Raw genomic sequence first — 20,889 nt, 5'->3', positions numbered from 1 at the left:
CCACACGGTGTTCCTGATGCGCCGGGTACAGCGCCGCGCTCAGGCGACCGGCACTGCGTGCGATACCGGCGATACCGCGGCGTCGCCACCGGCCACGGCCGGCCCGCGGCGGGTTGCGCTGGCCCGGGCAGCCCGGTTGACGGCGCTCACCACGGCACGCAGCGACGCGGTGACGATGTTCGGGTCGATCCCGACGCCCCAGAAGACCCTGCCGTCGACGTCGACCTCCAGGTACGCGGCCGCGCGGGCATCCGCGCCGGAACCCAGCGCATGCTCGTTGTAGTCGAGGATGCGCACGCTCAGGCCCCGGGCGGCCAGGGCGGCGACGAACGCGTCGATCGGCCCGTTACCGACCCCGGTGATGTCCTGGTCCGTGCCGTCGACCCGCACCGATACGGACACCTCGTCGCGCTCCCCCGAAGCGGCGGTCGTGCGTGAACCCAGCAGCTGTAGCGGCCCGCTGTCGGCGCCGCCGTCCAGGAAGTACTCGTCGGAGAAGATCCGCCAGAGCTGCTCGGCCGTGACCTCGCCGCCCTCGGTTTCGGTGTGCCGCTGGACGACGCCGGAGAACTCGATCTGCAGCCGCCGCGGCAGGTCCAACGCGTGCTCGGACTTCAGCAGGTAGGCCACCCCGCCCTTGCCGGACTGGCTGTTGACCCGGATGACCGCCTCGTAGGTCCGGCCCACGTCCTTCGGGTCGATCGGCAGGTAGGGCACCTCCCAGAGGGTCTGGCCGGTGCGCCCCATCGCCTCGAAGCCCTTCTTGATGGCGTCCTGGTGGGAGCCGGAGAAGGCGGTGTAGACGAGGTCACCGCCGTAGGGGTGCCGCGGGTGGACGGGCAGCTGGTTGCAGTACTCCACGGAGCGGCGCACGCCGTCGATGTCCGAAAAGTCGATCATCGGGTCGATGCCCTGGGAGAACAGGTTCAGCCCAAGGGTGACCAGGCAGACGTTGCCGGTGCGCTCCCCGTTGCCGAACAGGCAGCCCTCGACCCGGTCGGCACCGGCCAGGACACCGAGCTCCGCGGCCGCCACCGCGCAGCCCCGGTCGTTGTGCGGATGCAGGGACAGGATGACGGCCTCACGCCGGGTGAGGTTGCGGCCCACCCACTCGATCTGGTCGGCATAGACGTTCGGCGTGGACATCTCGACCGTCGCCGGCAGGTTCAGCACCACCGGGCGCTCGGCGCTCGGCGTCCAGACGTCCATCACCGCCTCGCAGACCTCGACGGCGTAGTCCAGCTCGGTGCCGGTGAACGACTCGGGGCTGTACTGCCAGCGCACGTCCGTGCCGTCCAGCAGCTTCTCGGCGTACCGCAGGCACCAGCGGGCGCCCTGCACGGCGATCTCGGTGACGCCGGCCCGGTCGAGGCCGAAGACGACCCGGCGCTGCAGGGTCGACGTCGAGTTGTACAGGTGGATCAGGGCGTGGTCCGCGCCCACCAGGGACTCCGCCGTGCGCTCGATCAGCTCCTCGCGGGCCTGCGTCAGCACCTGGATGACGACGTCATCCGGGATCCGATCCTCCTCGATGAGCTGGCGGATGAAGTCGAAGTCGGTCTGGCTCGCCGCCGGGAACCCGACCTCGATCTCCTTGTAGCCCATCGCGACCAGCAGCTCGAACATCTGCAGTTTGCGCGCGGGAGTCATCGGATCGATCAGCGCCTGGTTGCCGTCGCGCAGGTCGACGCTGCACCACTGCGGGGCGCGGGTGATGGTCTGCTGCGGCCAGGTCCGATCCGCCAGCGCGACCGGCGTGAACGCCCGGTACTTCTCCACTGGCATCGTGGAGGGCCGCTGGCTGGACTGCGGTTGCGTGGTCATCCTGCTCCTGCTTCCTCGAAAGAGCTCATACCGCCGCCGGCGCACGAGAACACCGCGACGAGGAAGCCAGCTGGATCAGGCCCCGCCGCGGCGGCTAAGGAGAAGGAGCGCACGCATTGCCTTGAGACACTACCCGATGTCGGGCGGACGGGAACCCCGTCCGGCGAGTGCGGGCAGCGAGCTCAGATGGCGATCGATCCGACGATCCGGATCGGTTCGCTTCGCGCCCGCAGATCGTCGGGTCGCGCGGTACACGCGGCGACGCGCACGCCGTCCCCCCAGCTCGGCTCCGAGGGGTAGATCGCGCCGACGGTGAGATGCGGGGCCGCATCGATGGCACCGGTGAGCTCGCGCAGGGCGCCCTCGCAGCGTTCCTGAGCCCGCGCGGCCAGGGTCGACGCGCCGGGGAAGCGCTCGCCCGGTCTGCCCACCGACACCACGCGGGTGACCTCGTCTATGTGTGGGCGATCGCAGCTGACCCGCGCCGGGGCCACCGGCCGCAGCACATCGGTGCCGCCGGCCGGCAGGGGGGTCCAGGCCAGGCAGTTGCCGGGGCTCAGCGAAGCCATCAGGGCCGGGCTCACCGCATAGCCGGCGGGCGGTTCGCTGCGCCCACCGGTGACGGCCGACCGCGTAGTGGGAATGCCGCCCGCGGAGGCGGCGGTAGCGGTGGTGGAACGGCTCGCCAGGCCCATCCCGGGGCCGCTACGGGTGGCGGTCTGGCGCAGCGCCACGACCGTAATAGTGATCATGCCAACGATGATCGCCATGAAGGTGACCATCCGGGCGATCTGCCGGGAGCGCCCAGGCGGCCTGGGCGGGGACACGAGCCGGTGGAAGAACCCGGGCAGCCCGCGGGGTGCGGGCACGACCTGGCACCGGGCGGAGGCCAAGGGGCCCCCGGAACGGCAGCGCTCGACCGCGGACGGCTCCAGGAACCGGGCACCCCGGACAAACCGCTCGTTCAGGCGAAGACCCTCGAACGGGTCCTGATGCCGCGACGCCATGACTGCCACGGTAAACCCGCGTGCGAGCTGGACACGCATGTTCAGCATAAAGATCACCCTGGTGGCCCCACCACTCGGCCACCGCGTGCGGTCAGCGTGTCGCACCGGCCACCAGGAGCCATCGGCGACCCTCGGACGTTCCACCGCCCCGAACCCGTCGATCGCCGTGATCTTCTCCACCTGGTGCGATCCCACGGGCGTGCCACTGGACTGCCCTCGGCAACGCCTGCTGCCGGGCCGCCCGCCCGGCGGTGCGAAACCCAGCCTAACGACGGGCACCGCACGCGCCGGGCGTGTTCATCCACCTTCTTCGTGACGTTGACGATCCAGCCCGACAGCCCGACGGGCGTTACCTGGCGACCGGTCCTACTTGGCGATCCAGGACATCAGTGGGCGCAGACGGGCACCGACCTGCTCGATCGGGTGCTGCTTGCCCTCCTCGACCAGTTTGGTGAAGTTCTGCCGGCCGTTGTCGTCCTCGGCGACCCACTCACGGGCGAAGGTGCCGTCCTGGATCTCCTCGAGGATCTTGCGCATCTCGGCCTTCACCGCGGGGGTGACGACCCGCGGCCCGCGGGTGACGTCGCCGTACTCGGCGGTGTCGGAGATCGAGTAACGCATCTCGGAGATACCGCCCTCGTACATCAGGTCGACGATGAGCTTGAGCTCGTGCAGACACTCGAAGTACGCGACCTCGGGGGTGTAACCGGCCTCGACGAGCGTCTCGAACCCGGCCTGGACGAGCGCCGAGGCACCGCCGCAGAGCACGGCCTGCTCGCCGAACAGGTCGGTCTCGGTCTCCTCGGTGAAGGTCGTGCGCAGCGCGCCGGCGCGGGTGCCCCCGATGCCCTTGGCGTAGGCGAGCGCGACGGCCAGCGCCTTGCCGGAGGCGTCGTTCTCGACGGCGACGAGGACGGGCACGCCCTTGCCCTCCTCGAACACCCGTCGGACCAGGTGGCCGGGGCCCTTGGGCGCGACCATGAACACGTCGACGCCGGCCGGCGGCTCGATCAGGTTGTAGCGGATGTTGAAGCCGTGGCCGAATGCCAGCGCCTTGCCCTCGGACAGGTGCGGAGCGATCGACTCGGCGTAGATCTTGCGGTGGGTGGTGTCCGGGGTGAGCAGCATGATGATGTCGGCCTCGGCGGAGGCCTCGGCCGGAGTGAGCACCCGCAGGCCCGCCTCGCTCGCCTTCTGCCGGCTGCGACTCTCGGCGGGCAGGCCGACCCGCACGTCGACGCCGGAGTCGCGCAGGTTCAGCGCGTGCGCGTGGCCCTGGCTGCCGTAGCCGATGATGGCGACCTTGCGGTCGGCCAGCACGTCCAGCGAGGCGTCGTCGTCGTAGTAGATCTCGACCATCGTGGGGGTCTCTCTTCTGGTAGTGGGAAAAGCGGTCATTCTGGCGGAAAGCGGCAGGTCAGGCCGACCGCTCGACGGCGCGCAGGCTGCGATCGGTGATCGAACGCGAGCCTCGGCCGAGAGCCACCATGCCGGACTGGACCAGCTCCCGGATGCCGAACGGCTCAAGCATCCGGATCAGCGCGTCCAGCTTGTCGCGGGTGCCGGTGGCCTCGATGGTGACCGCGTCCTGGGCGACGTCGACCACCTTGGCCCGGAACAGCGCGACCGTCTCCAGCACCTGGGAGCGCACGGCGAGATCGGCCCGCACCTTGACCAGCAGCAGCTCCCGCTGCACCGAGACGGACGTGTCCATCTCGACGATCTTCAGCACGTTGACCAGCTTGTTGAGCTGCTTGGTCACCTGCTCGAGCGGCAGGTCGTCGACGGCGACGACGATCGTCATCCGGGAGACGTCGGCCTGCTCGGTCGGCCCGACCGCCAGCGACTCGATGTTGAACCCGCGCCGGGAGAACAGGCCCGAGACCCGGGCCAGCACCCCCGGCCGGTTCTCCACCAGCACGGACAACGTGTGGGTGGTCCTCACAGGTTCACCTCGGCATCGCCGGAGTAGTCGAAGTCGGGCGCGAGGTCACGCGCGACCCGGATGTCGTCGTTGCTCGCGCCGGCGGCGACCATCGGCCAGACCATCGCGTCCGGATGGACGACGAAGTCGACGACGACCGGGGCGTCGTCGATCGCCATGGCCTTCTCGATGGTCTCGTCGACCTCGGCGGCGGACTCGCAGCGCAGCCCCACTCCGCCCAGCGCCTCGGCGAGGCGGACGAAGTCCGGCACCCGCTTGACCCCGGTGCGCGGCGACGCGGGGTGCGTGCCGAGCTCGGTGTTGGAGTACCGCTGATCGTAGAACAGGGTCTGCCACTGGCGAACCATGCCGAGCGAGCCGTTGTTGATGATCGCCACCTTGATCGGGATGCCCTCCAGCGCACAGGTGGCGAGCTCCTGGTTGGTCATCTGGAAACAGCCGTCGCCGTCGATCGCCCAGACGGTGGCGTCCGGACGGCCGACCTTGGCGCCCATCGCGGCTGGCACGGCGTAGCCCATCGTCCCGGCGCCGCCGGAGTTGAGCCAGGTATAGGGGTTCTCGTAGGAGATGAACTGGGCCGCCCACATCTGGTGCTGACCGACGCCCGCCGCGAAGATCGTCTCCGGACCGCAGATCTGGCCGAGGCGCTCGATGACGTGCTGCGGGGCGAGCGAGCCGTCGGCCGGCGTGTCGTAGCCCGGCGGGTACCTGCGCCGCCAGCCGTCCAGAGCCCGCCACCAGGCCTCGATGTCCGGGCGCGGCTCGGCGACCAGCGCCGAGATCAGCTCGTTGATCACTTCGCGGCAGTCGCCGACGATCGGCACGTCGGCGGTGCGGTTCTTGCCGATCTCCGCCGGATCGATGTCGGCGTGGATGATGGCGGCCTTCGGCGCGAACGACGCCAGCCGGCCGGTCACCCGATCGTCGAAGCGGGCGCCGAGTGTGATGAGCAGGTCGGCCTTCTGCAGCGCCGTGACCGCGGCGACCGAGCCGTGCATCCCCGGCATGCCCAGGTGCTGCGGGTGGGAGTCGGGGAACGCGCCGCGGGCCATCAGCGTGGTGACGACCGGGATGCCGGTCATCTCGGCCAGTGTCCGCAGCTGCGCCGCCGCCCGGGCCTTGAGCACACCACCGCCGACGTAGAGCACCGGCCGGCGACTGGCACTGATCAGCTTGGCCGCCTCGCGCACCTGCTTGGCGTGCGGACGGGTCACCGGACGGTAGCCGGGCAGGTTCAGCACCGGCGGCCAGACCTCGTGCGGCAGCACCCGGGTGACCGACTGCAGGATGTCCTTGGGCAGGTCGACGAGCACCGGGCCCGGCCGGCCGGTACCGGCCAGGTGGAACGCCTCGGCGATCGTGCGGGGGATGTCGTCGGCCGACTGGACGAGGAAGTTGTGCTTGGTGATCGGCAGCGTGATGCCGCAGATGTCCGCTTCCTGGAAGGCGTCGGTACCGATGGCGGCGCTGGCGACCTGCCCCGTGATGGCGACCATCGGCACCGAGTCCATGTAGGCGTCGGCGATCGGGGTGACCAGGTTCGTCGCGCCCGGACCGGACGTCGCCATGCAGACCCCGACCCGTCCGGTGGCCTGGGCGTACCCCTCGGCGGCGTGCCCGGCGCCCTGCTCGTGGCGGACGAGGATGTGGCGCACCCGCGTCGAGTCGAACAGCGGGTCGTAGGCGGGCAGGATCGCGCCGCCCGGAATACCGAAGACCACCTCGGCTCCGACCGCCTCGAGTGAGTGGACGAGCGACTGGGCTCCGGTGATCTCTCGTGTCATCTGGGCGTCTTCCTTGAGGCCTGGGCTCTGGCGAGAACGAATCGGCGACTACGGATCTCGCGTCCGGAGGCGGCAATATGGGGTACGAACCCCGCCGGGCACGAAAAAGCCCCTCGTGCCTAGGGCACTGAGGGGCGGCGCACGGAGTCGAGGTCGTCGACTACGAGCGCTCTGGGCGTACAAGAAGCAGGATGTGCACGGATCCACGGTGCCGGAGTTCCCGCCCTACGTCAAGCGACGCCGCGCCCCGGCCCGCGTGGCACCTGTCCGCCCGGCCCGTCGCCCGGTCGGGCCCATCCCGAGGACCGCAGGTCAGCGCCCTGTGGAGGCGGACGTCGCGGGGGCCGGGGCGGCAACCTGGCCGCCGTCGAGCGCGGTGAGGAAACGGGCGGCGACCGGGGCGGCCGTGTCCGCGCCGAAGCCGCCGTCCTCGACCACGACCGCGAAGGCGACGTCACCGCGGTAGCCGACGAACCAGGCATGCGTGGGCGGCGGATTGCCGTCGGCGTACTCGGCGGTCCCGGTCTTGCCGTAGACCTCGCCGGGCATCGGGACGGACGCGGCCGTGCCCTCGGTGACCACGGCGCGCATGAAGTCGCGCAGCGGCCCGAGCACGTTCGTCGGGATGGCGTTGCTGCGCGCCGGCTGCCCGGAGACGAACGGCTGGCGCCAGGTTCCGCTGGCCACGGCCGCGGCGACGCTCGCCATCTGCAGCGGCGAGGCCTCGATCCGGCCCTGGCCGATGGCCGCCGACGCGGCCTCCGCACCGTCGCGCGGGGTGGGGAACGTCCCACCGAAGCTTGCGATGTCCAGCGGCGAGCTGCCGTCGAAGCCGTAGAGCGCGGCGGCCTTCGCGAGCGCCCCCGCGGGCAGCGACTCCTCCAGCCGGATGAACGCGGTGTTGCAGCTCTTCGCGAACGCGGTACGCAGTGGGATCGCGCCGAACTGCTCGGCCTCGGCGTTCTGGAACGTCCGTCCGTCGACGGTGACGGACTGGGTGCAGTCCAGCGGCGTGTTCGCGGCCTTCCCGCTCATCAGCGCCGCCGTCGCCGTCACGATCTTGAAAGTGGACCCAGGCGGGTACTTGCCGCGCACGGCCCGGCTCGCCCCGGTCGGCGGGTGGTTCGCCAGCGCCAGGATGCCGCCGGTGCGGGTGTCGATGGCGACCATCGCCGCCGTCGGGCGGGCCGCCGTGGCCAGTGCCTGCTCCGCCGCCTGCTGGACCCGCAGGTCCAGGGTGGTCCGCACGGGCTGTCCGTCGGTCATCGGATAGGTGCGCAGGGTCTGCACCGCCTTGTCCTGGGCGTTGCGCACCACGACCGCGCCGCCCCGAGCGCGCAGCTGGCTGTCGTAGACCCGTTCCAGGCCGGACAGCGCATCGGTCCGGCCCACCAGGTTGCTGGCCAGGTCGCCGGACTCACGCAGCGGCTGGCCGGCCGCGGTCAGCAGGTCACCACGGTGACCGGTGGACGTGGTGCGGTCCAGGTGCAGCCCCGCCCGCAGCGCCGGGTGGACGGACGGCAGCTCCGCGCGCACCTTCCAGCCATGGTCGGCGGAGACCAGGTTCAGCACGCCCGCGTACTCCAGCGGTCCGGGCAGGCCCGACAGGTCGAGCTTCGCGACATACGGCGCGGTGGCCGCGGACCCATGCCGGCTGATCGACCCCGGTGTGAAGGTCGCCCCCGTGACCAGCAGCTTGTCCCGCACCTCGGCCATCGTGGCGAGCAGAGCCGGCACACTCGCGCTGCCCGCCACCGTCGCCGCGGTCACCGCCGCCCGGCCGGCCTGGTCACTGCCAGCGCCGGTCCCGCCGGTGGTGGTCATCGTCCGCCAGGCTGCGAGGTACGCCCCCGCCGCGGTGCGGACCTTCTTGTCCGCGGCCCGGTCGTCCGCCCGGTTCTTCAGGACGTAGCCGACCCCGCTCGCCGCGGCCAGCACGACCACCACCACCGCGGCGATGACTGCCCGCCGCCTGCCCCGGCCACGACGCCGGGACGTCGATGCGGCGAACCCGCTCGGAGTGAGAGGCACGACGACCCGCCCTCCCCTCGCTGACGACGACCGCCCCCACCTGCGGCGGCTACTGCTGCCCGAACCACCTGCACTGCCCGAAACCGACTGCACTGCCCGAAACCGACGACCCGCCCGAAACCGACGAACCGCCTGAAACCGCTGTGATCCGGCGGACGCGAACAGGCGGCCGGTGCTCACCCTACGAAGGCCCCCCGCACCGCGCATCCGACGCGCCGGACCGCGTCGGCAACCCGACACGCGGGTCGGACACCGCGGGAAATCGTGGTCTTCGCCGGCTCATGCCACACCGGGGCAACTGTTTTCCAGCCTATCCACAGGATCATCCGGCCCCGGCACCTACCCCGGGGCCCGCTCAGCGCCGGTCGACGGGAGCGCCGGCGCGGACCGCGTCGAGCGCCAGAGCGAGCAGACGGTCAGCCTGATCAGGGTCCTCGGCGCGGGCGGTGGTCAGGGCAATGCCGACGACGAGCTGGATGAGGTCGCCCGAGCTCAGGTCCGCCCGTGCGGCGCCGGCCTGTTGCGCCTCGGCGAGCAGCCGAGCGGCCGTCCCCGCGATCGGGACGTGGCAGTCCACGGCCGGGTACCGCTGATCACCAAGGGTGATGTCTGACAGAAAGCTGCCGGCGAGACCCTGGTTGACCCGGGCGTGGACGAGCAGCAGCCGCAGCCAGCCCGCGAGCGCCTCGCCCGGCGGACCCGCCGCGGCGAGCTCCGCGCCCTGCCGGCACAGCGTGTCGATGCGGTCGGCGAGCACGGCGCCCAGCAGATCCGTCCGGGTCGGGAAGTGTCGGTAGAGCGTCCCCTGCCCAACGCCGGCCCGCCTGGCCACCTCGATCAGGGACACGTCCGGCCCGAGCTGCGCGAACGCGTCCCGAGCGGCGGCCAGGATGCGCTCCCGGTTGCGCCGGGCGTCGGTGCGCAGCGGGCGCCCGGCGGGCGGTTCACCCACCGGCGTCATCGGGCCACCTCGCCCGCGTGGTGGGCGGGCCCGGCCGCTGCCTGACGGTTCCGCGGAACACCATGATCGCCGACTCCCTGCCGCGCGGCGAGACTCGCGGCCGCCCTGATCCCACCGTACGACATGGACAACCGGACAGCCTGTCCGTATGGTCCGGGTCAACGGCAATCGGACAGCCTGTCCGGTTACCTGTCTCCGAGCCCGGCGATCCAGGGAGAAACGCATGACAGACGACCCGGCGGCGAAACACGACCCGACAGCGCGGCTACGGTCTCGGCTCGGCCGCGTCGGTGTCTGGACGATGGACTTCGACGGGCACCCGGCCGCACCGGTGCGCGACGCCGTAGCCGAGATCGAGGACCTCGGCTACGGGGCGCTGTGGTTCGGGGAGGGATTCGGCCGGGACACGGTGAGCCAGGCCTGGCTCCTCCTATCCGCGACCCGGCACCTCACCGTCGCGGCGGGCATCGCGAACATCACGCACCGCGACCCGATCGCCATGGCCGGCGCCACGCGCGCCCTCGGCGAGGCGTTCCCGGGCCGGTACCTGCTCGGTCTCGGCGGGCACCGCGTCCACGACCAGCCGCTCGAGATCGACGGTTTCCAGCTTCCCGCGACGGGTCGCGCGGTGCCCACGGTGACGGCCTACCTGGACGCGATGGACACCGCCCCCGCCCACAGCCTCGCGCCGGAGCCGGCCGTCCCCCGGCTGCTCGCGGCCCTCGGCCCAAAGATGCTGGCGCTGGCCGCACGGCGTACCGCGGGCGCGCACCCGTACTTCGTCTCCGTCGAGCACACCAGCCGGGCACGTCAGATCATGGGGCCGGACGCCTACCTCGCCGTCGAGCAGGCCGTCGTGCTGGACACCGACCCGGGCCGGGGCCGCGAGGTGGCCACGGCGCACGTCGGCATGTACACCTCGCTCGCACCGCACCAGAAGGCGAACATGCGCCGGCTCGGTTTCGGCGACGACGACCTGCCCGCGGGGCCAGGCGAAGCTCCCAGCCGCCGCCTGATCGACGCGATCGTCGCCTACGGGGACCTCGACGTGCTCCGTGAGCGCGTCCGCGAGCATCTGGACGCCGGCGCCGACCACGTCTGCGTCCAAGCCCTCACCGCCGACCCCACGCGGCTGCCCACATCCACCTGGCGCGAACTCGCCCCAGCGCTGCTCGATCTCACCTAGTGCGTGCCTGCGCGACCCGCGCTTCGCTCCGGGTCGCGGCCCCCTTCCCGGAACCGTCAGGAGGTGCCGAGGCGCTCCAGGAGGAGGCCGCGGACGGTGGCCGCGTCGGCCTGGCCCTTCATCGCTTTCATGACCGCGCCGACCAGGGGGCCCACCGCGTTCAGCTTGCCGCCGCGGACCTTCTCGGCGATGTCGGGGGCGCCGGCGATCGCGGCGTCGACGGCGGCGGTGAGCGCCCCGTCGTCGGCGACCACGGCCAGGCCGCGGCCCGCGACGACCTCGTCCGGGGTGCCCTCACCGGCGAGCACGCCGTCGATGACCTTGCGGGCCAGGGCGTCGGTGAGCTCGCCACCGGCGACCAGGACGGTGATCCGGGCGACGTCGGCGGGGGTGATCGCGAGATCGGCCGGGGCGGCGCCGGTGTCCGAGGCGCGGCGGGCCAGTTCGTTGAGCCACCACTTGCGCGCCGCCGCCGGGCTCGCGGCGCCGGCGGCCACCGTCTGCTCGACCAGGTCGAGCACGCCCGCGTTGCGCATGTCGACAAGGTCACGAGCGGTGTAGCCGTGCTCGGCGATCAGGCGGGCCCGCCGGGCCGCCGGCAGCTCCGGCAGGGCTGCCCGCTGCTCATCGACGTACTCGGCGGACAGCTCCAACGGCGTGAGATCCGGCTCGGGGAAGTACCGGTAGTCGGTGGCCTCCTCCTTCGAACGACCGGACGAGGTCCGCCCGGCTCCCTCGTCGAAGTGCCGGGTCTCCTGGATGATCCGCTCGCCGTCGTCGAGCAGCGCCGCCTGCCGGGTGATCTCGTAGCGGACGGCGCGCTCGACGGAACGCAGCGAGTTGAGGTTCTTGGTCTCGGTGCGGGTACCGAACGGCGCGTCGGGCTCGCCGGGCGCCGGGCGTAGGCGCAGCGAGGCGTTCGCGTCGCAGCGCAGCGAGCCCTGCTCCATCCGCACGTCGGACACGCCCAGGGCGCGGATCAGTTCGCGCAGCTCGTCAACGTAGGCGCGGGCGACCTCCGGCGAGCGGACGTCCGGCTCGGTGACGATCTCGACCAGCGGGATGCCGGCCCGGTTGTAGTCGACCAGCGAGTGGGTCGCGCCGTGGATGCGTCCGGTGGCGCCACCGACGTGCAGCGACTTGCCGGTGTCCTCCTCCATGTGGACGCGGGTGATGCCGACCCGGTGGATCTCGCCCTCGACCTCGACGTCGAGCCAGCCGTTCGTGCACAGCGGCTCGTCATACTGGCTGATCTGGTAGTTCTTCGGCATGTCCGGGTAGAAGTAGTTCTTGCGCGCGAACCGGCACCAGGGCGCGATCTCGCAGTGGAGCGCCAGGCCGATGAGCACGGCGAACCGCACCGCCGCCTCGTTGACGACCGGCAGCGAGCCCGGCAGGCCCAGGCACACTGGGCAGACCTGGGTGTTCGGCTCGGCGCCGAACGCCGTCGCGCAGCCGCAGAACATCTTCGAGACCGTGCCGAGCTCGACGTGCGTCTCCAGGCCGATCACCGGTTCATAGCGGGCGATCGCGTCGTCGTAGGACGGCAGGGCGCTGGCGGGAGCCGCGGTGCTCACCGGACGTTCTCCTCAGAGTTCGGCGGATCAGGGTTCGGCGGATCAGACGGATCAGACGGATTCGCCGGGTCAGGGCGGCCCGCGCGGGTGTCACGCAGATGGACGTAGGTCAGGAACCCCGCGGCCGGCAGGCCGATCACGCCCCACAGCAGCAGGATCGGGTTGACCGTCGCGATGCCCAGCCCCAGCACCACCGCGGTGAGCAGCCAGACCACGAGGACCAGCAGCCGGTCCTGCCGCCCGCTGCGCAACGTCACCATCGCCCGCTCCCGCGGCCGGGCGTCCCGTCGCCGCTCACAGCGCCGGGATCTCGTCGAGCAGGGGGTGGCCGCGCCGGTCGTCGAGGGCTTCCTCGAGTGCGCCGCCGACCAGGTAGAGCCGGTCGTCGGCGAACGTCGGGGCCATGATCTGGATGCCGACGGGCAGGCCGTCCGCGAGGCCCGCGGGCAGGCTCATCGCCGGGCCGCCGGCAAGGTTCGACGGGATGGTGGCGAGGTCCGACAGGTACATCGCCACCGGATCGTCGACCTTCGCGCCGATCGGGAACGCCGGCGTCGGCGTGGTCGGCGAGACCAGCACGTCCACCTGCTCGTAGGCGGCGGCGAAGTCGCGGCTGATGAGCGTGCGGACCTTCTGCGCCTGCCCGTAGTAGGCGTCGTAGTAGCCGGACGACAGCGCATAGGTGCCGAGGATGATCCGGCGCTTGACCTCAGGGCCGAAACCGGCCTCGCGGGTGCGGCTCATGACCTCCTCGGCTCCGGCCTCGCCGTCGTCACCGACCCGCAGGCCGAAGCGCATCGCGTCGAAGCGGGCGAGGTTCGACGAGCACTCGCTCGGCGCGATCAGGTAGTACGCGGGCAGGGCATAGGTGAAGTGCGGGCAGCTGACCTCGACGATCTCGGCGCCGAGTTCGGTCAGGGTCTCGACTGCCGCGGCGAAGGCGGCCCGTACCCCCGGGTCGTAGCCCGCACCGGACAGTTCCCGCACCACGCCGACGCGTACCCCGCGCACGTCCCGGCGGGCGGCCGCGGCCACCACCGCCGGCACCGGCAGGTCGACACTGGTCGAGTCGAGCGGGTCATGCCCGGCGATCGCCGTGTGCAGCAGCGCCGCGTCGGTGACCGTGCGGGCCAGCGGCCCGGCCTGGTCCAGCGAGCTGGAGAACGCCACCAGCCCGTAGCGGCTCACCCCGCCGTAGGTCGGTTTCACACCTACCAGCCCACACACGGCGGCCGGCTGGCGAATCGAACCGCCGGTATCGGTACCGATCGCGAGGGGCGCCTCGAAGGCGGCCACCGCCGCCGCGCTGCCGCCGCTGGAACCGCCGGGGATGCGGGTGGTGTCCCATGGGTTGCGGGTCGGGCCATAGGCCGAGTTCTCCGTGGACGAGCCCATGGCGAACTCGTCCATGTTCACCTTGCCGAGCAGCACCACGTCGGCGGCACGCAGCCGGCTCACGACGGTCGCGTCGTAGGGCGCTTGCCAGCCCTCCAGGATCCGGCTGCCGCAGGTGGTGGGCATGCCGCGCGTGGCCAGGACGTCCTTGAGGGCGAGCGGCACCCCGGCGAGCGGACCCAACGTCTCGCCCGCGGCCCGGCGCTCGTCGACCCGGCGGGCCGCGCTCAGCGCGCCCTCGGCGTCGACGTGCAGGAACGCGTGAATGGTGTCATCGACCTTGGCGATCCGCTCGAGCGCTGCCTGGGTCGCCTCGACCGCGGACAGCTCACCGGCGGCGATCGCGGCCGCCGTGGCCGCGGCGCTCAGGCGCACCGTGTCGCCGCCGGCGGTACCCGCGGCACCCGGGCTGCCTGCGGCGCCGCCCACCGCGCTGGGAGCCGGGGCGGGGACGGGGGATGTGGGATGGTCGGTCATGCGGGCGGTGACCTCACTCGTCCGGATCAAGGATGCGGGGCACCCGGAAGCGACCGTCCTCGGCGGCCGGGGCGCCGGCCAAGGCGTCCGCGGCGGGCAGCGACGGGCGGGCGACGTCCGGGCGGAAGACGTTGGTCAGCGGCACGGCGTGGCTGGTCGGCGGGATGTCCGCCGCGGCGACCTCGGCGACCCGGGCCACCGCCGACAGGATCGCCTCGAGCTGCGGCGCGAGTGCGTCGAGTTCGGCATCGGTCACCGACATCCGTGACAGCCGGGCGAGATGTGCCACCTCGTCCCGCGTGATCCCCATGATGGCGTGCGGCCCCTTCGTGGGCGGTGGGCCGGTGCGGCCCATGGCTGATCGGACACGCGCCGCGGACAGGACGGCGGCCCATCCCGGCCCTGGTTTCCGAGGGCCGGGGCCGCGTTCCCTGCCCGCGTCGGCGTGATGTCATCGTACGGGCCGAGCGACGTCACCGGCGCCACGCGGTTCCCCGCCACCCACATCGCCGCCCCGGGCCGACGCGAGCGTCCATCACCATCGGTGACACCCTTGCGATGATTGCGCCGAGTCCACGGAACACCGTGGTTCCTCTCCGAGATTCCGTGCGCGCTTCACCCGAATCCGATCCCGGCCCACTCCCGTTCCGTTCGGGCCCGCGAGCTGGTACTTCATGGTGTGGCGCGTCACGCCGGCGTGACCGGTCGGCCATGCGGCCGACATGCGCTTTGTGCATGCTCAGCTACATGTCGTATCTGATGCGGGTGGTGCTGCCGGACCGGCCGGGCACGCTCGGCGCCGTGGCGACGGCGCTGGGCGCTGCCGGCATCGACATCCAGAGCGTCACCGTGGTCGAGCGCAGCGCCGAGGGAGCGGTGGACGATCTGCTCGTCGTGCTGCCGCCGGGTGGCCTGGCCGACCGGGCGCTGAGCGCCGCTCTGTCCGTTCCGGGGGTGGCGGTGGAGTCGCTGCGCCCGTTCCTGGCGGACGGCGGCGAGGTGGTGAACGACCTCGACCTCGCCGACGCGTTGGCCGAACAGCCCCTGACCGCCCCGGCGACCCTGGCCCGCCTCGCGCCCGGGGTGTTCAACGCGGACTGGGCGGTGCTGCTGGAGCACCTTGACGCCGAGGACGTGCGGATCCGGGAGGCATCGGTCGGTGCACCCGCACTGGGCGGAGGCGACCTGGGGGTACCCGAGCGGGTCCATCTGGCGCTGCCCTGGCTGCCGCTGGTGCGGGCCCGACCGGTGGGGGCCGACGAGGGCGGCTTCCCGGCCCGGTGGCTGGCCGTGGACATGGCGCTGGCCGCGGCGCCGGTGGGCTGCGCGCAGCTCGCGATCCTGCTGGGCCGCCCGGGTGGCCCGGCCTTCCGCGCCTCGGAAGTCGCGCGGCTTGCCCACCTGGCCGGCATCGCGGCCCGCCTCGCCGACCGCGCCTGACCGGCCGGACCGTGCGACGCATTACTCCGAGACCACCTCACTCCGAGACCACCTCACTTCCGAGGCCACTTCACTCCGAGGCCACCTCCGACGTGGTCGCAGGAGCTTCCTGCGACCTGGCGTCGGGGGGCTCGGCCACGACCTCGGCGACCTCGCGGGCGGCGGCGGCGCCGCGCTCGAGCAGGACGGCGAAGCCGGCCGCGTCGAGCACCGGGACCTTGAGACTGCGCGCCTTGTCGTACTTCGACGCGCCGGGATCGGTGCCCACGACGACGAAGGCCGTCTTCTTGCTCACCGAGGCCGTGACCTTGCCGCCACGAGCCTGCACCGCCTCGGTCGCCCCGTCCCGGGTCCAGCCCGCCAACGTGCCGGTGACGACCACGGTGACGCCGTCGAGCGGGCGGGGCCCGGAGTCGGCGCCCGCGTCAGCGAGCGAGGCACCGCCGGCGGCGATGCGGGCGACGATGTCGCGGTGGCGTTCGTCGGCGAACCAGTCGACGACGGCCTGGGCGATGGTCGGGCCGACGCCGTCGACGGCGGCCAGCGTCTCGGCGGGGGCGGCGGCGATCGCGTCGAGCGAGCGCAGCTCGCGGGCCAGCGCCTGGGCGGCCGTGGGCCCGACATGCCGGATGGACAGCCCGACCAGCAGCCGCCACAGTGGCCGGTGCCGGGCCGCCTCGATCCCCGCGAGCACTATGTCGATCTTCTTCTGGGCGAAGCCCTGCAGCCCCTCGAACGACGCGGGCGTCAGGTGGAACACGTCCCCGATGTCGTGCACGCGTTCGGCCGCCAGCAGGGCGGTCGCCGTCTTGTAGCCCAGGCCGTCGATGTCCAGCGCCCCGCGCGAGGCCAGATGGAAGATCGACTCTCGCAGCTGCGCCGGGCAGGCGGCCGTGTTGGGGCAGCGGATGTCCACGTCGCCCTCGGGACGGATGAGCTCGGTGCCGCACTCGGGACAGTGAGTGGGCATGACGAACGCGCGCTCGCTGCCGTCCCGCAGATCGACGACCGGGCCGACGATCTCCGGGATCACGTCGCCGGCCTTGCGCAGCACGACGGTGTCGCCGATGAGCACGCCCTTGCGGCCGACCTCGTCGATGTTGTGCAGCGTGGCGAGCCCGACGGTGGAGCCCGCGACCAGCACCGGCTCCAGCTCGCCGAACGGGGTCACCCGGCCGGTGCGCCCGACGTTGACCCGGATGTCGCGCAGCTTGGTGGTGACCTCCTGCGGCGGGTACTTGAACGCGACCGCCCAGCGCGGCGCCTTCGACGTCGACCCCAGCCGGCCCTGCAGGGCGAAGCCGTCGACCTTGACGACCACGCCGTCGATCTCATGCTCGACGTCGTGCCGGGCGGCTCCCCAGCGGTGGATGTAGCCCAGGACGTCGGCGATGGCGGGGAAGACCTCGAAGTGGGTGGAGACGGGCAGGCCGAGCTCGGCGAACCGCGCGTAGGCGCCGGACTGCGAGTCGACCTCGAGGCCGCGGTGCACCCCCAGCCCATGGACGATCATGTCCAGCGGGCGGCCGGCGGTGACCCGGGGGTCCTTCTGACGCAACGAGCCCGCCGCGGCGTTGCGCGGGTTGGCGAACGGCTTGCCGCCGCTTTCCACGAGAGACGCGTTGAGCTCGGCGAACCGCGCGGTCGGGAAGAACACCTCGCCGCGGACCTCCAGCAGCTCCGGCACGTTCGCGCCCCGCAGCCGGGTCGGGACCCGGGACAACGTCCGGATGTTCGGGGTGATGTCCTCCCCCGTGCGCCCGTCACCGCGGGTGGCCGCCCGCACCAGCCGACCGTCCTCGTAGACGAGGTCGACGGCCAGACCGTCGATCTTCAGCTCGCACAGCCAGGCACCGATCTCACTCTCGCGCGCCGCCCGCGCGGCCCACGCGTGGAACTCGTCGTCGTCGAAGACGTTGTCCAGCGAGAGCAGCCGCTCCAGATGCTCCACCGGGGTGAACAGCGTGGAGAACGACCCGGCGACCTTCTGCGTCGGCGAGTCGGGAGTGCGCAGATCGGGATGGCGCTCCTCCAGGGCGGTCAGCTCCCGCATGAGCGCGTCGTACTCGGCGTCGGCGGCGGTGGGTGCGTCCAGGACGTAGTACCGGTAGGCGTGCTCCTCCAGCTCCCGGGCAAGGTCCACGGCCCGGGCCCGCTCCTGCGCGCTCGCCGCCGGCAGCGCCGGCACCGCCTGGCCTGCCTCGGCGGCGCCGTCTGCCTCGGCGGCGCCGTCCGCCTCGTCGGCCGCGTCCGGCCCGCGCCCCTCGGCTGCCCCGGACCCGCTCACGCCGGCGCGTCCACCAGCATGCGGCCTGCCTGGCGACAGTGCCGCAGAACGGCTCGCGCCGTGTCGGCTCCGAACCCGGCCAGCCCGCAGGCAGGTGCCACGGCGACCACCTCCCCGAGCTGCTCCGGCCGGAATCCGAGCCGGTTCCACAGTGCGATGACGGGCTCGACAGTACGACGGACGTCCGACAGTTCCACCGACCCGCCAGTGGTCGGGACGAGTCCGGCGACGAGCCATCCCCCCGCGTCCACGAACTCGCCCACCAGGTCGTCCTCGGCGCGGGTGAGCAGACCGGCGTCCAGGCCGATGAACCGCATCCCGGCCGCCTGCAACGCCGCGAACGGCACCGTCGACGCGCAGCAGTGCACCCCGACGGCTATCGCACCGGCGGCCGCCGTCGCCCCGACGCCCGGCGCCCCGGGTCCGGACGCGGCCCGCTGCGCGAGCGGACCCCCGGCCGCGGACGATGCCCGCAGATGATCGGCCAGCGCCCGCAGACGCGAGGCGACCAGCCCCTGCTCGACCGCGGGCAGCGCCGAGAAGCCGCTGGGCGTGCGGACCCCACCGGCCAGCACCGCCGGCAGCGACGGCTCGTCGAGCTGCACGATCAGCCGGGCGCCCGGCATCCGACGTTGAAGCTCCGCGAGATGCTCGGCGAGGCCGGCCGCCAGCGACTCGGCGATCTCGCGGGTGGCCCCGGTGTCGGACAGCGCCTTGTGCCCGCGGGGCAGCTCGAGCTGGGCCGCCATCGTCCAAGGCCCGGCGGCGGCCACCTTGAACGGGCCGGTGTAGCCCGCGGCGGTCTCGACCAGCGCGTCCAGGTCACGGGCGAGTAGGTCACGGGCACGGCGCAGGTCCAGGCCCGGGCGTTGCACCAACCGCCAGCCGGCGGGCTGCAGGTCGACCGGCAGGTCGACGAGCAGGGCGCTGCTGCGCCCGAGGAGCCCGCCACCCGGACCGCGGGCCGGCAGTTCGGGCAGGTGCGGCAGGTCCGGCAGCTCGTCGAAGACCATCTTCTGCGCCTCGACCGGGTCGGTGCCGGGCAGCGACCCGACCCCGGTCGCCGCTCCCGCCGGCCACAGGCCCGCCCCCGAGGGGGTCAGCGACGCGGGAGCCGGCGCCGAGGACTGGTCGGGCGTGACGTCGGGACTCATCGGCCACTCGCCGCCGGCCCGGATCCCGCCCACCCGGATCGCACCCGCCTGACTGACCGCCATATGAGCACCGCGTGTCCCGCGCCCAGCACATCCCGCATCCGCATGCCGCCATTCTGGCCGACGCGTCCGACATCGCGACGCGTCCGCCGGCCGACCGCCCGCCGACACCGCGGCCCGGCGCGGCCCGGCGGTCGGATCCGAGTGCTCAGCCGGATGTGGCGCGGATGTGGCCGCCGCCGAGGACCCGGTCGCCGTCGTAGAGGACGACCGCCTGGCCGGGCGCGGTCCCCCGCACGGGCGAGCCCAGCGTGACGACAAGGTCGTCGCCGCGGCCCTCCGCCTCGGCCGGCACGACGCCGCCGTGCGCCCGCACCTGGGCCTGGCACACGACGACGCCCTCGTGCGGCCAGACCGCGCGGTCCGCGACGAGGCGACGCACGTCGAGTGCCTCGGCCGGGCCTACCGTGACGGTGCTGGTGGCCGGGGAGATGTCCAGGACATAGCGGGGCCGGCCGTCCGGCGCCGGCCGCCCCAGGCGCAGGCCGCGGCGCTGGCCGACGGTGAACGCGAACGTCCCGTCGTGCTCGCCGAGGGTCTCGCCGGTGTCGGCGTCGCGGATCGGACCTGGCCGTGAACCGAGCCGCCCGCGCAGCCAGTTGCCGGTGTCGCCGTCGGCGATGAAGCAGATGTCGTGGCTGTCCGGCTTGTCCGCGACGGCCAGCCCACGGGCGGCGGCCTCCAACCGGACCTGCGCCTTGGTCGAGTCGCCGAGCGGGAACCGGGACGCGGCGAGCTGCGCCGGCCGCAACGTTCCGAGCACGTATGACTGGTCCTTGGCCGGGTCGACCGAGCGGCGCAGGGCGCCGTCCGGGTCGAGCCGGGCGTGGTGGCCGGTTACCACCGCGTCGAAGCCGAGGGCGAGGGCGCGATCCAGCACGGCGGCGAACTTGATCCGCTCGTTGCAGCGCACGCACGGGTTCGGGGTGCGACCGGCCGCATAGGCGGCGACGAACTCGTCGATGACGTCCGCCTCGAACCGCTCGGCGAGATCCCAGACGTAGAACGGGATGCCAAGCACGTCCGCGGCCCGCCGCGCGTCGCGGGCGTCCTCCAGCGTGCAGCAGCCACGGGCGCCGGCCCGATCGGACGCGGGCGACCGGGACAGCGCCAGGTGGACACCCGTGACCTCGTGCCCCGCGTCGACCGCCCGCGCGGCCGCCACCGCGGAGTCCACCCCACCGGACATCGCCGCGAGAACTCGCATCACTGTCACCGCCGTTCCACCGCTGTCGCCGTCCTGTGTCATCGTGACAATCGTCCGGGTCTCATCCCCCGGACGTTCCGGCGAGCGCACCGGCCCGGCTGGCCCGCTCGACCACCGGGCCGATCGCCTCGACGAGCGCGTCGACGTCGGTGGCCCGCGAGGTGTGCCCCAGGGAGAACCGCAGCGACGCTCGGGCCTGCTGCTCCCCGGCTCCCATCGCCAACAACACGTGCGAGGGCCGAGCCACTCCCGCCGAGCAGGCCGAACCGGTGGAACATTCGATCCCACGGGCATCGAGCAGCATCAGCAGGGAGTCTCCCTCACATCCGGGGAAACTCAGATGGGCGTTACCCGGCAGCCGCCGCAGCCCGTCCGGGAAGGCACCCGCCGCGGAGGTTGACGCACCGCCAGCGGTGCCCGGCCCGCGGGCGGCGCGGCCCGCGGCTGGCACGTCCAACGGCGGGCCGTTGAGCACCGCCGTCGGCACCCGCTGGCGGACGCGGCGGACCAGGTCGTCGCGCAGCGCGGCGAGCCGGGCCGGCTCGACCGGTGCC

At 72.8% G+C, this 20,889-nt stretch carries 17 protein-coding genes; 2 read left to right on the top strand and 15 right to left on the bottom strand.

Features of this window, described 5'->3' with window-relative positions; all coding sequences use genetic code 11:
* Positions 1 to 39 precede the first annotated feature (39 nt).
* The 7 genes from leuA to MXD95_RS25375 form a co-directional block, all read right to left on the bottom strand.
* Complete coding sequence (gene leuA, locus MXD95_RS25405; RefSeq protein ID WP_250643260.1) at positions 40 to 1,824, bottom strand: 2-isopropylmalate synthase; 1,785 nt, start codon at positions 1,822 to 1,824, stop codon at positions 40 to 42.
* Positions 1,825 to 2,006: 182 nt separating this feature from the next.
* Complete coding sequence (locus MXD95_RS25400; protein ID WP_250643259.1) at positions 2,007 to 2,879, bottom strand: septum formation family protein; 873 nt, start codon at positions 2,877 to 2,879, stop codon at positions 2,007 to 2,009.
* Positions 2,880 to 3,197: 318 nt separating this feature from the next.
* Entirely contained in the window at positions 3,198 to 4,190 is a 993-nt protein-coding gene (ilvC, locus tag MXD95_RS25395; RefSeq protein WP_250643258.1) for a ketol-acid reductoisomerase, read from the bottom strand.
* A 58-nt stretch (positions 4,191 to 4,248) separates the two neighbouring features.
* Complete coding sequence (ilvN, locus tag MXD95_RS25390; RefSeq protein WP_250643257.1) at positions 4,249 to 4,776, bottom strand: acetolactate synthase small subunit; 528 nt, start codon at positions 4,774 to 4,776, stop codon at positions 4,249 to 4,251.
* Complete coding sequence (locus MXD95_RS25385; protein ID WP_308301583.1) at positions 4,773 to 6,602, bottom strand: acetolactate synthase large subunit; 1,830 nt, start codon at positions 6,600 to 6,602, stop codon at positions 4,773 to 4,775. Before MXD95_RS25385 ends, ilvN begins: the two co-directional genes overlap by 4 nt.
* 270 nt (positions 6,603 to 6,872) lie before the next feature.
* Positions 6,873 to 8,591 (bottom strand): penicillin-binding transpeptidase domain-containing protein, encoded by a 1,719-nt coding sequence (locus MXD95_RS25380; RefSeq protein ID WP_250643255.1) that lies wholly within the window; start codon positions 8,589 to 8,591, stop codon positions 6,873 to 6,875.
* Between the two features lie 355 nt (positions 8,592 to 8,946).
* Complete coding sequence (locus MXD95_RS25375; RefSeq protein WP_250643254.1) at positions 8,947 to 9,552, bottom strand: TetR/AcrR family transcriptional regulator; 606 nt, start codon at positions 9,550 to 9,552, stop codon at positions 8,947 to 8,949.
* Between the two features lie 223 nt (positions 9,553 to 9,775).
* Between MXD95_RS25375 and MXD95_RS25370 the strand changes: the two genes are divergently transcribed.
* A complete protein-coding gene (locus tag MXD95_RS25370) occupies positions 9,776 to 10,738 on the top strand; it encodes a TIGR03620 family F420-dependent LLM class oxidoreductase (protein ID WP_250643253.1) in 963 nt (320 codons plus the stop codon).
* Between the two features lie 56 nt (positions 10,739 to 10,794).
* On the opposite strand, the gene gatB is transcribed toward MXD95_RS25370, so the two are convergent.
* Genes gatB through gatC form a run of 4 tightly spaced genes read right to left on the bottom strand, consistent with a single transcriptional unit; the run spans position 10,795 to position 14,497 of the window.
* The gene (gene gatB / locus MXD95_RS25365) at positions 10,795 to 12,315 is read right to left on the bottom strand and encodes an Asp-tRNA(Asn)/Glu-tRNA(Gln) amidotransferase subunit GatB (RefSeq protein WP_250643252.1); all 1,521 of its coding nucleotides are present in this window, start codon (positions 12,313 to 12,315) and stop codon (positions 10,795 to 10,797) included.
* Positions 12,312 to 12,575, bottom strand: a complete 264-nt coding sequence (locus MXD95_RS25360) for a hypothetical protein (protein ID WP_250643251.1) — start codon at positions 12,573 to 12,575, stop codon at positions 12,312 to 12,314. Before MXD95_RS25360 ends, gatB begins: the two co-directional genes overlap by 4 nt.
* Before the next feature lie 34 nt (positions 12,576 to 12,609).
* On the bottom strand, positions 12,610 to 14,187 hold the full coding sequence (gene gatA / locus MXD95_RS25355) for an Asp-tRNA(Asn)/Glu-tRNA(Gln) amidotransferase subunit GatA (protein ID WP_250643250.1): 1,578 nt from the start codon (positions 14,185 to 14,187) through the stop codon (positions 12,610 to 12,612).
* A 13-nt stretch (positions 14,188 to 14,200) separates the two neighbouring features.
* On the bottom strand, positions 14,201 to 14,497 hold the full coding sequence (gene gatC / locus MXD95_RS25350) for an Asp-tRNA(Asn)/Glu-tRNA(Gln) amidotransferase subunit GatC (RefSeq protein WP_250643249.1): 297 nt from the start codon (positions 14,495 to 14,497) through the stop codon (positions 14,201 to 14,203).
* A 425-nt stretch (positions 14,498 to 14,922) separates the two neighbouring features.
* On the opposite strand from gatC, the gene MXD95_RS25345 reads away from it, so the two are divergent.
* Complete coding sequence (locus tag MXD95_RS25345; RefSeq protein WP_250643248.1) at positions 14,923 to 15,627, top strand: ACT domain-containing protein; 705 nt, start codon at positions 14,923 to 14,925, stop codon at positions 15,625 to 15,627.
* 70 nt (positions 15,628 to 15,697) lie between these two features.
* On the opposite strand, the gene ligA is transcribed toward MXD95_RS25345, so the two are convergent.
* The 4 genes from ligA to MXD95_RS25325 form a co-directional block, all read right to left on the bottom strand.
* On the bottom strand, positions 15,698 to 17,815 hold the full coding sequence (gene ligA, locus MXD95_RS25340) for an NAD-dependent DNA ligase LigA (RefSeq protein ID WP_250643311.1): 2,118 nt from the start codon (positions 17,813 to 17,815) through the stop codon (positions 15,698 to 15,700).
* A 95-nt stretch (positions 17,816 to 17,910) separates the two neighbouring features.
* On the bottom strand, positions 17,911 to 19,068 hold the full coding sequence (locus MXD95_RS25335) for a methionine synthase (protein ID WP_374122141.1): 1,158 nt from the start codon (positions 19,066 to 19,068) through the stop codon (positions 17,911 to 17,913).
* Between the two features lie 208 nt (positions 19,069 to 19,276).
* Positions 19,277 to 20,335, bottom strand: a complete 1,059-nt coding sequence (gene mnmA, locus MXD95_RS25330) for a tRNA 2-thiouridine(34) synthase MnmA (protein WP_250643310.1) — start codon at positions 20,333 to 20,335, stop codon at positions 19,277 to 19,279.
* Positions 20,336 to 20,396: 61 nt separating this feature from the next.
* The coding region (locus MXD95_RS25325; protein WP_250643246.1) for an aminotransferase class V-fold PLP-dependent enzyme at positions 20,397 to 20,889 on the bottom strand (493 nt) is incomplete at its 5' end.

The sequence above is a fragment of the Frankia sp. AiPa1 genome (assembly GCF_023243075.1).
Taxonomy (GTDB): Bacteria; Actinomycetota; Actinomycetes; order Frankiales; family Frankiaceae; genus Frankia.
This window is presented reverse-complemented; position numbering and strand designations above follow the sequence as displayed.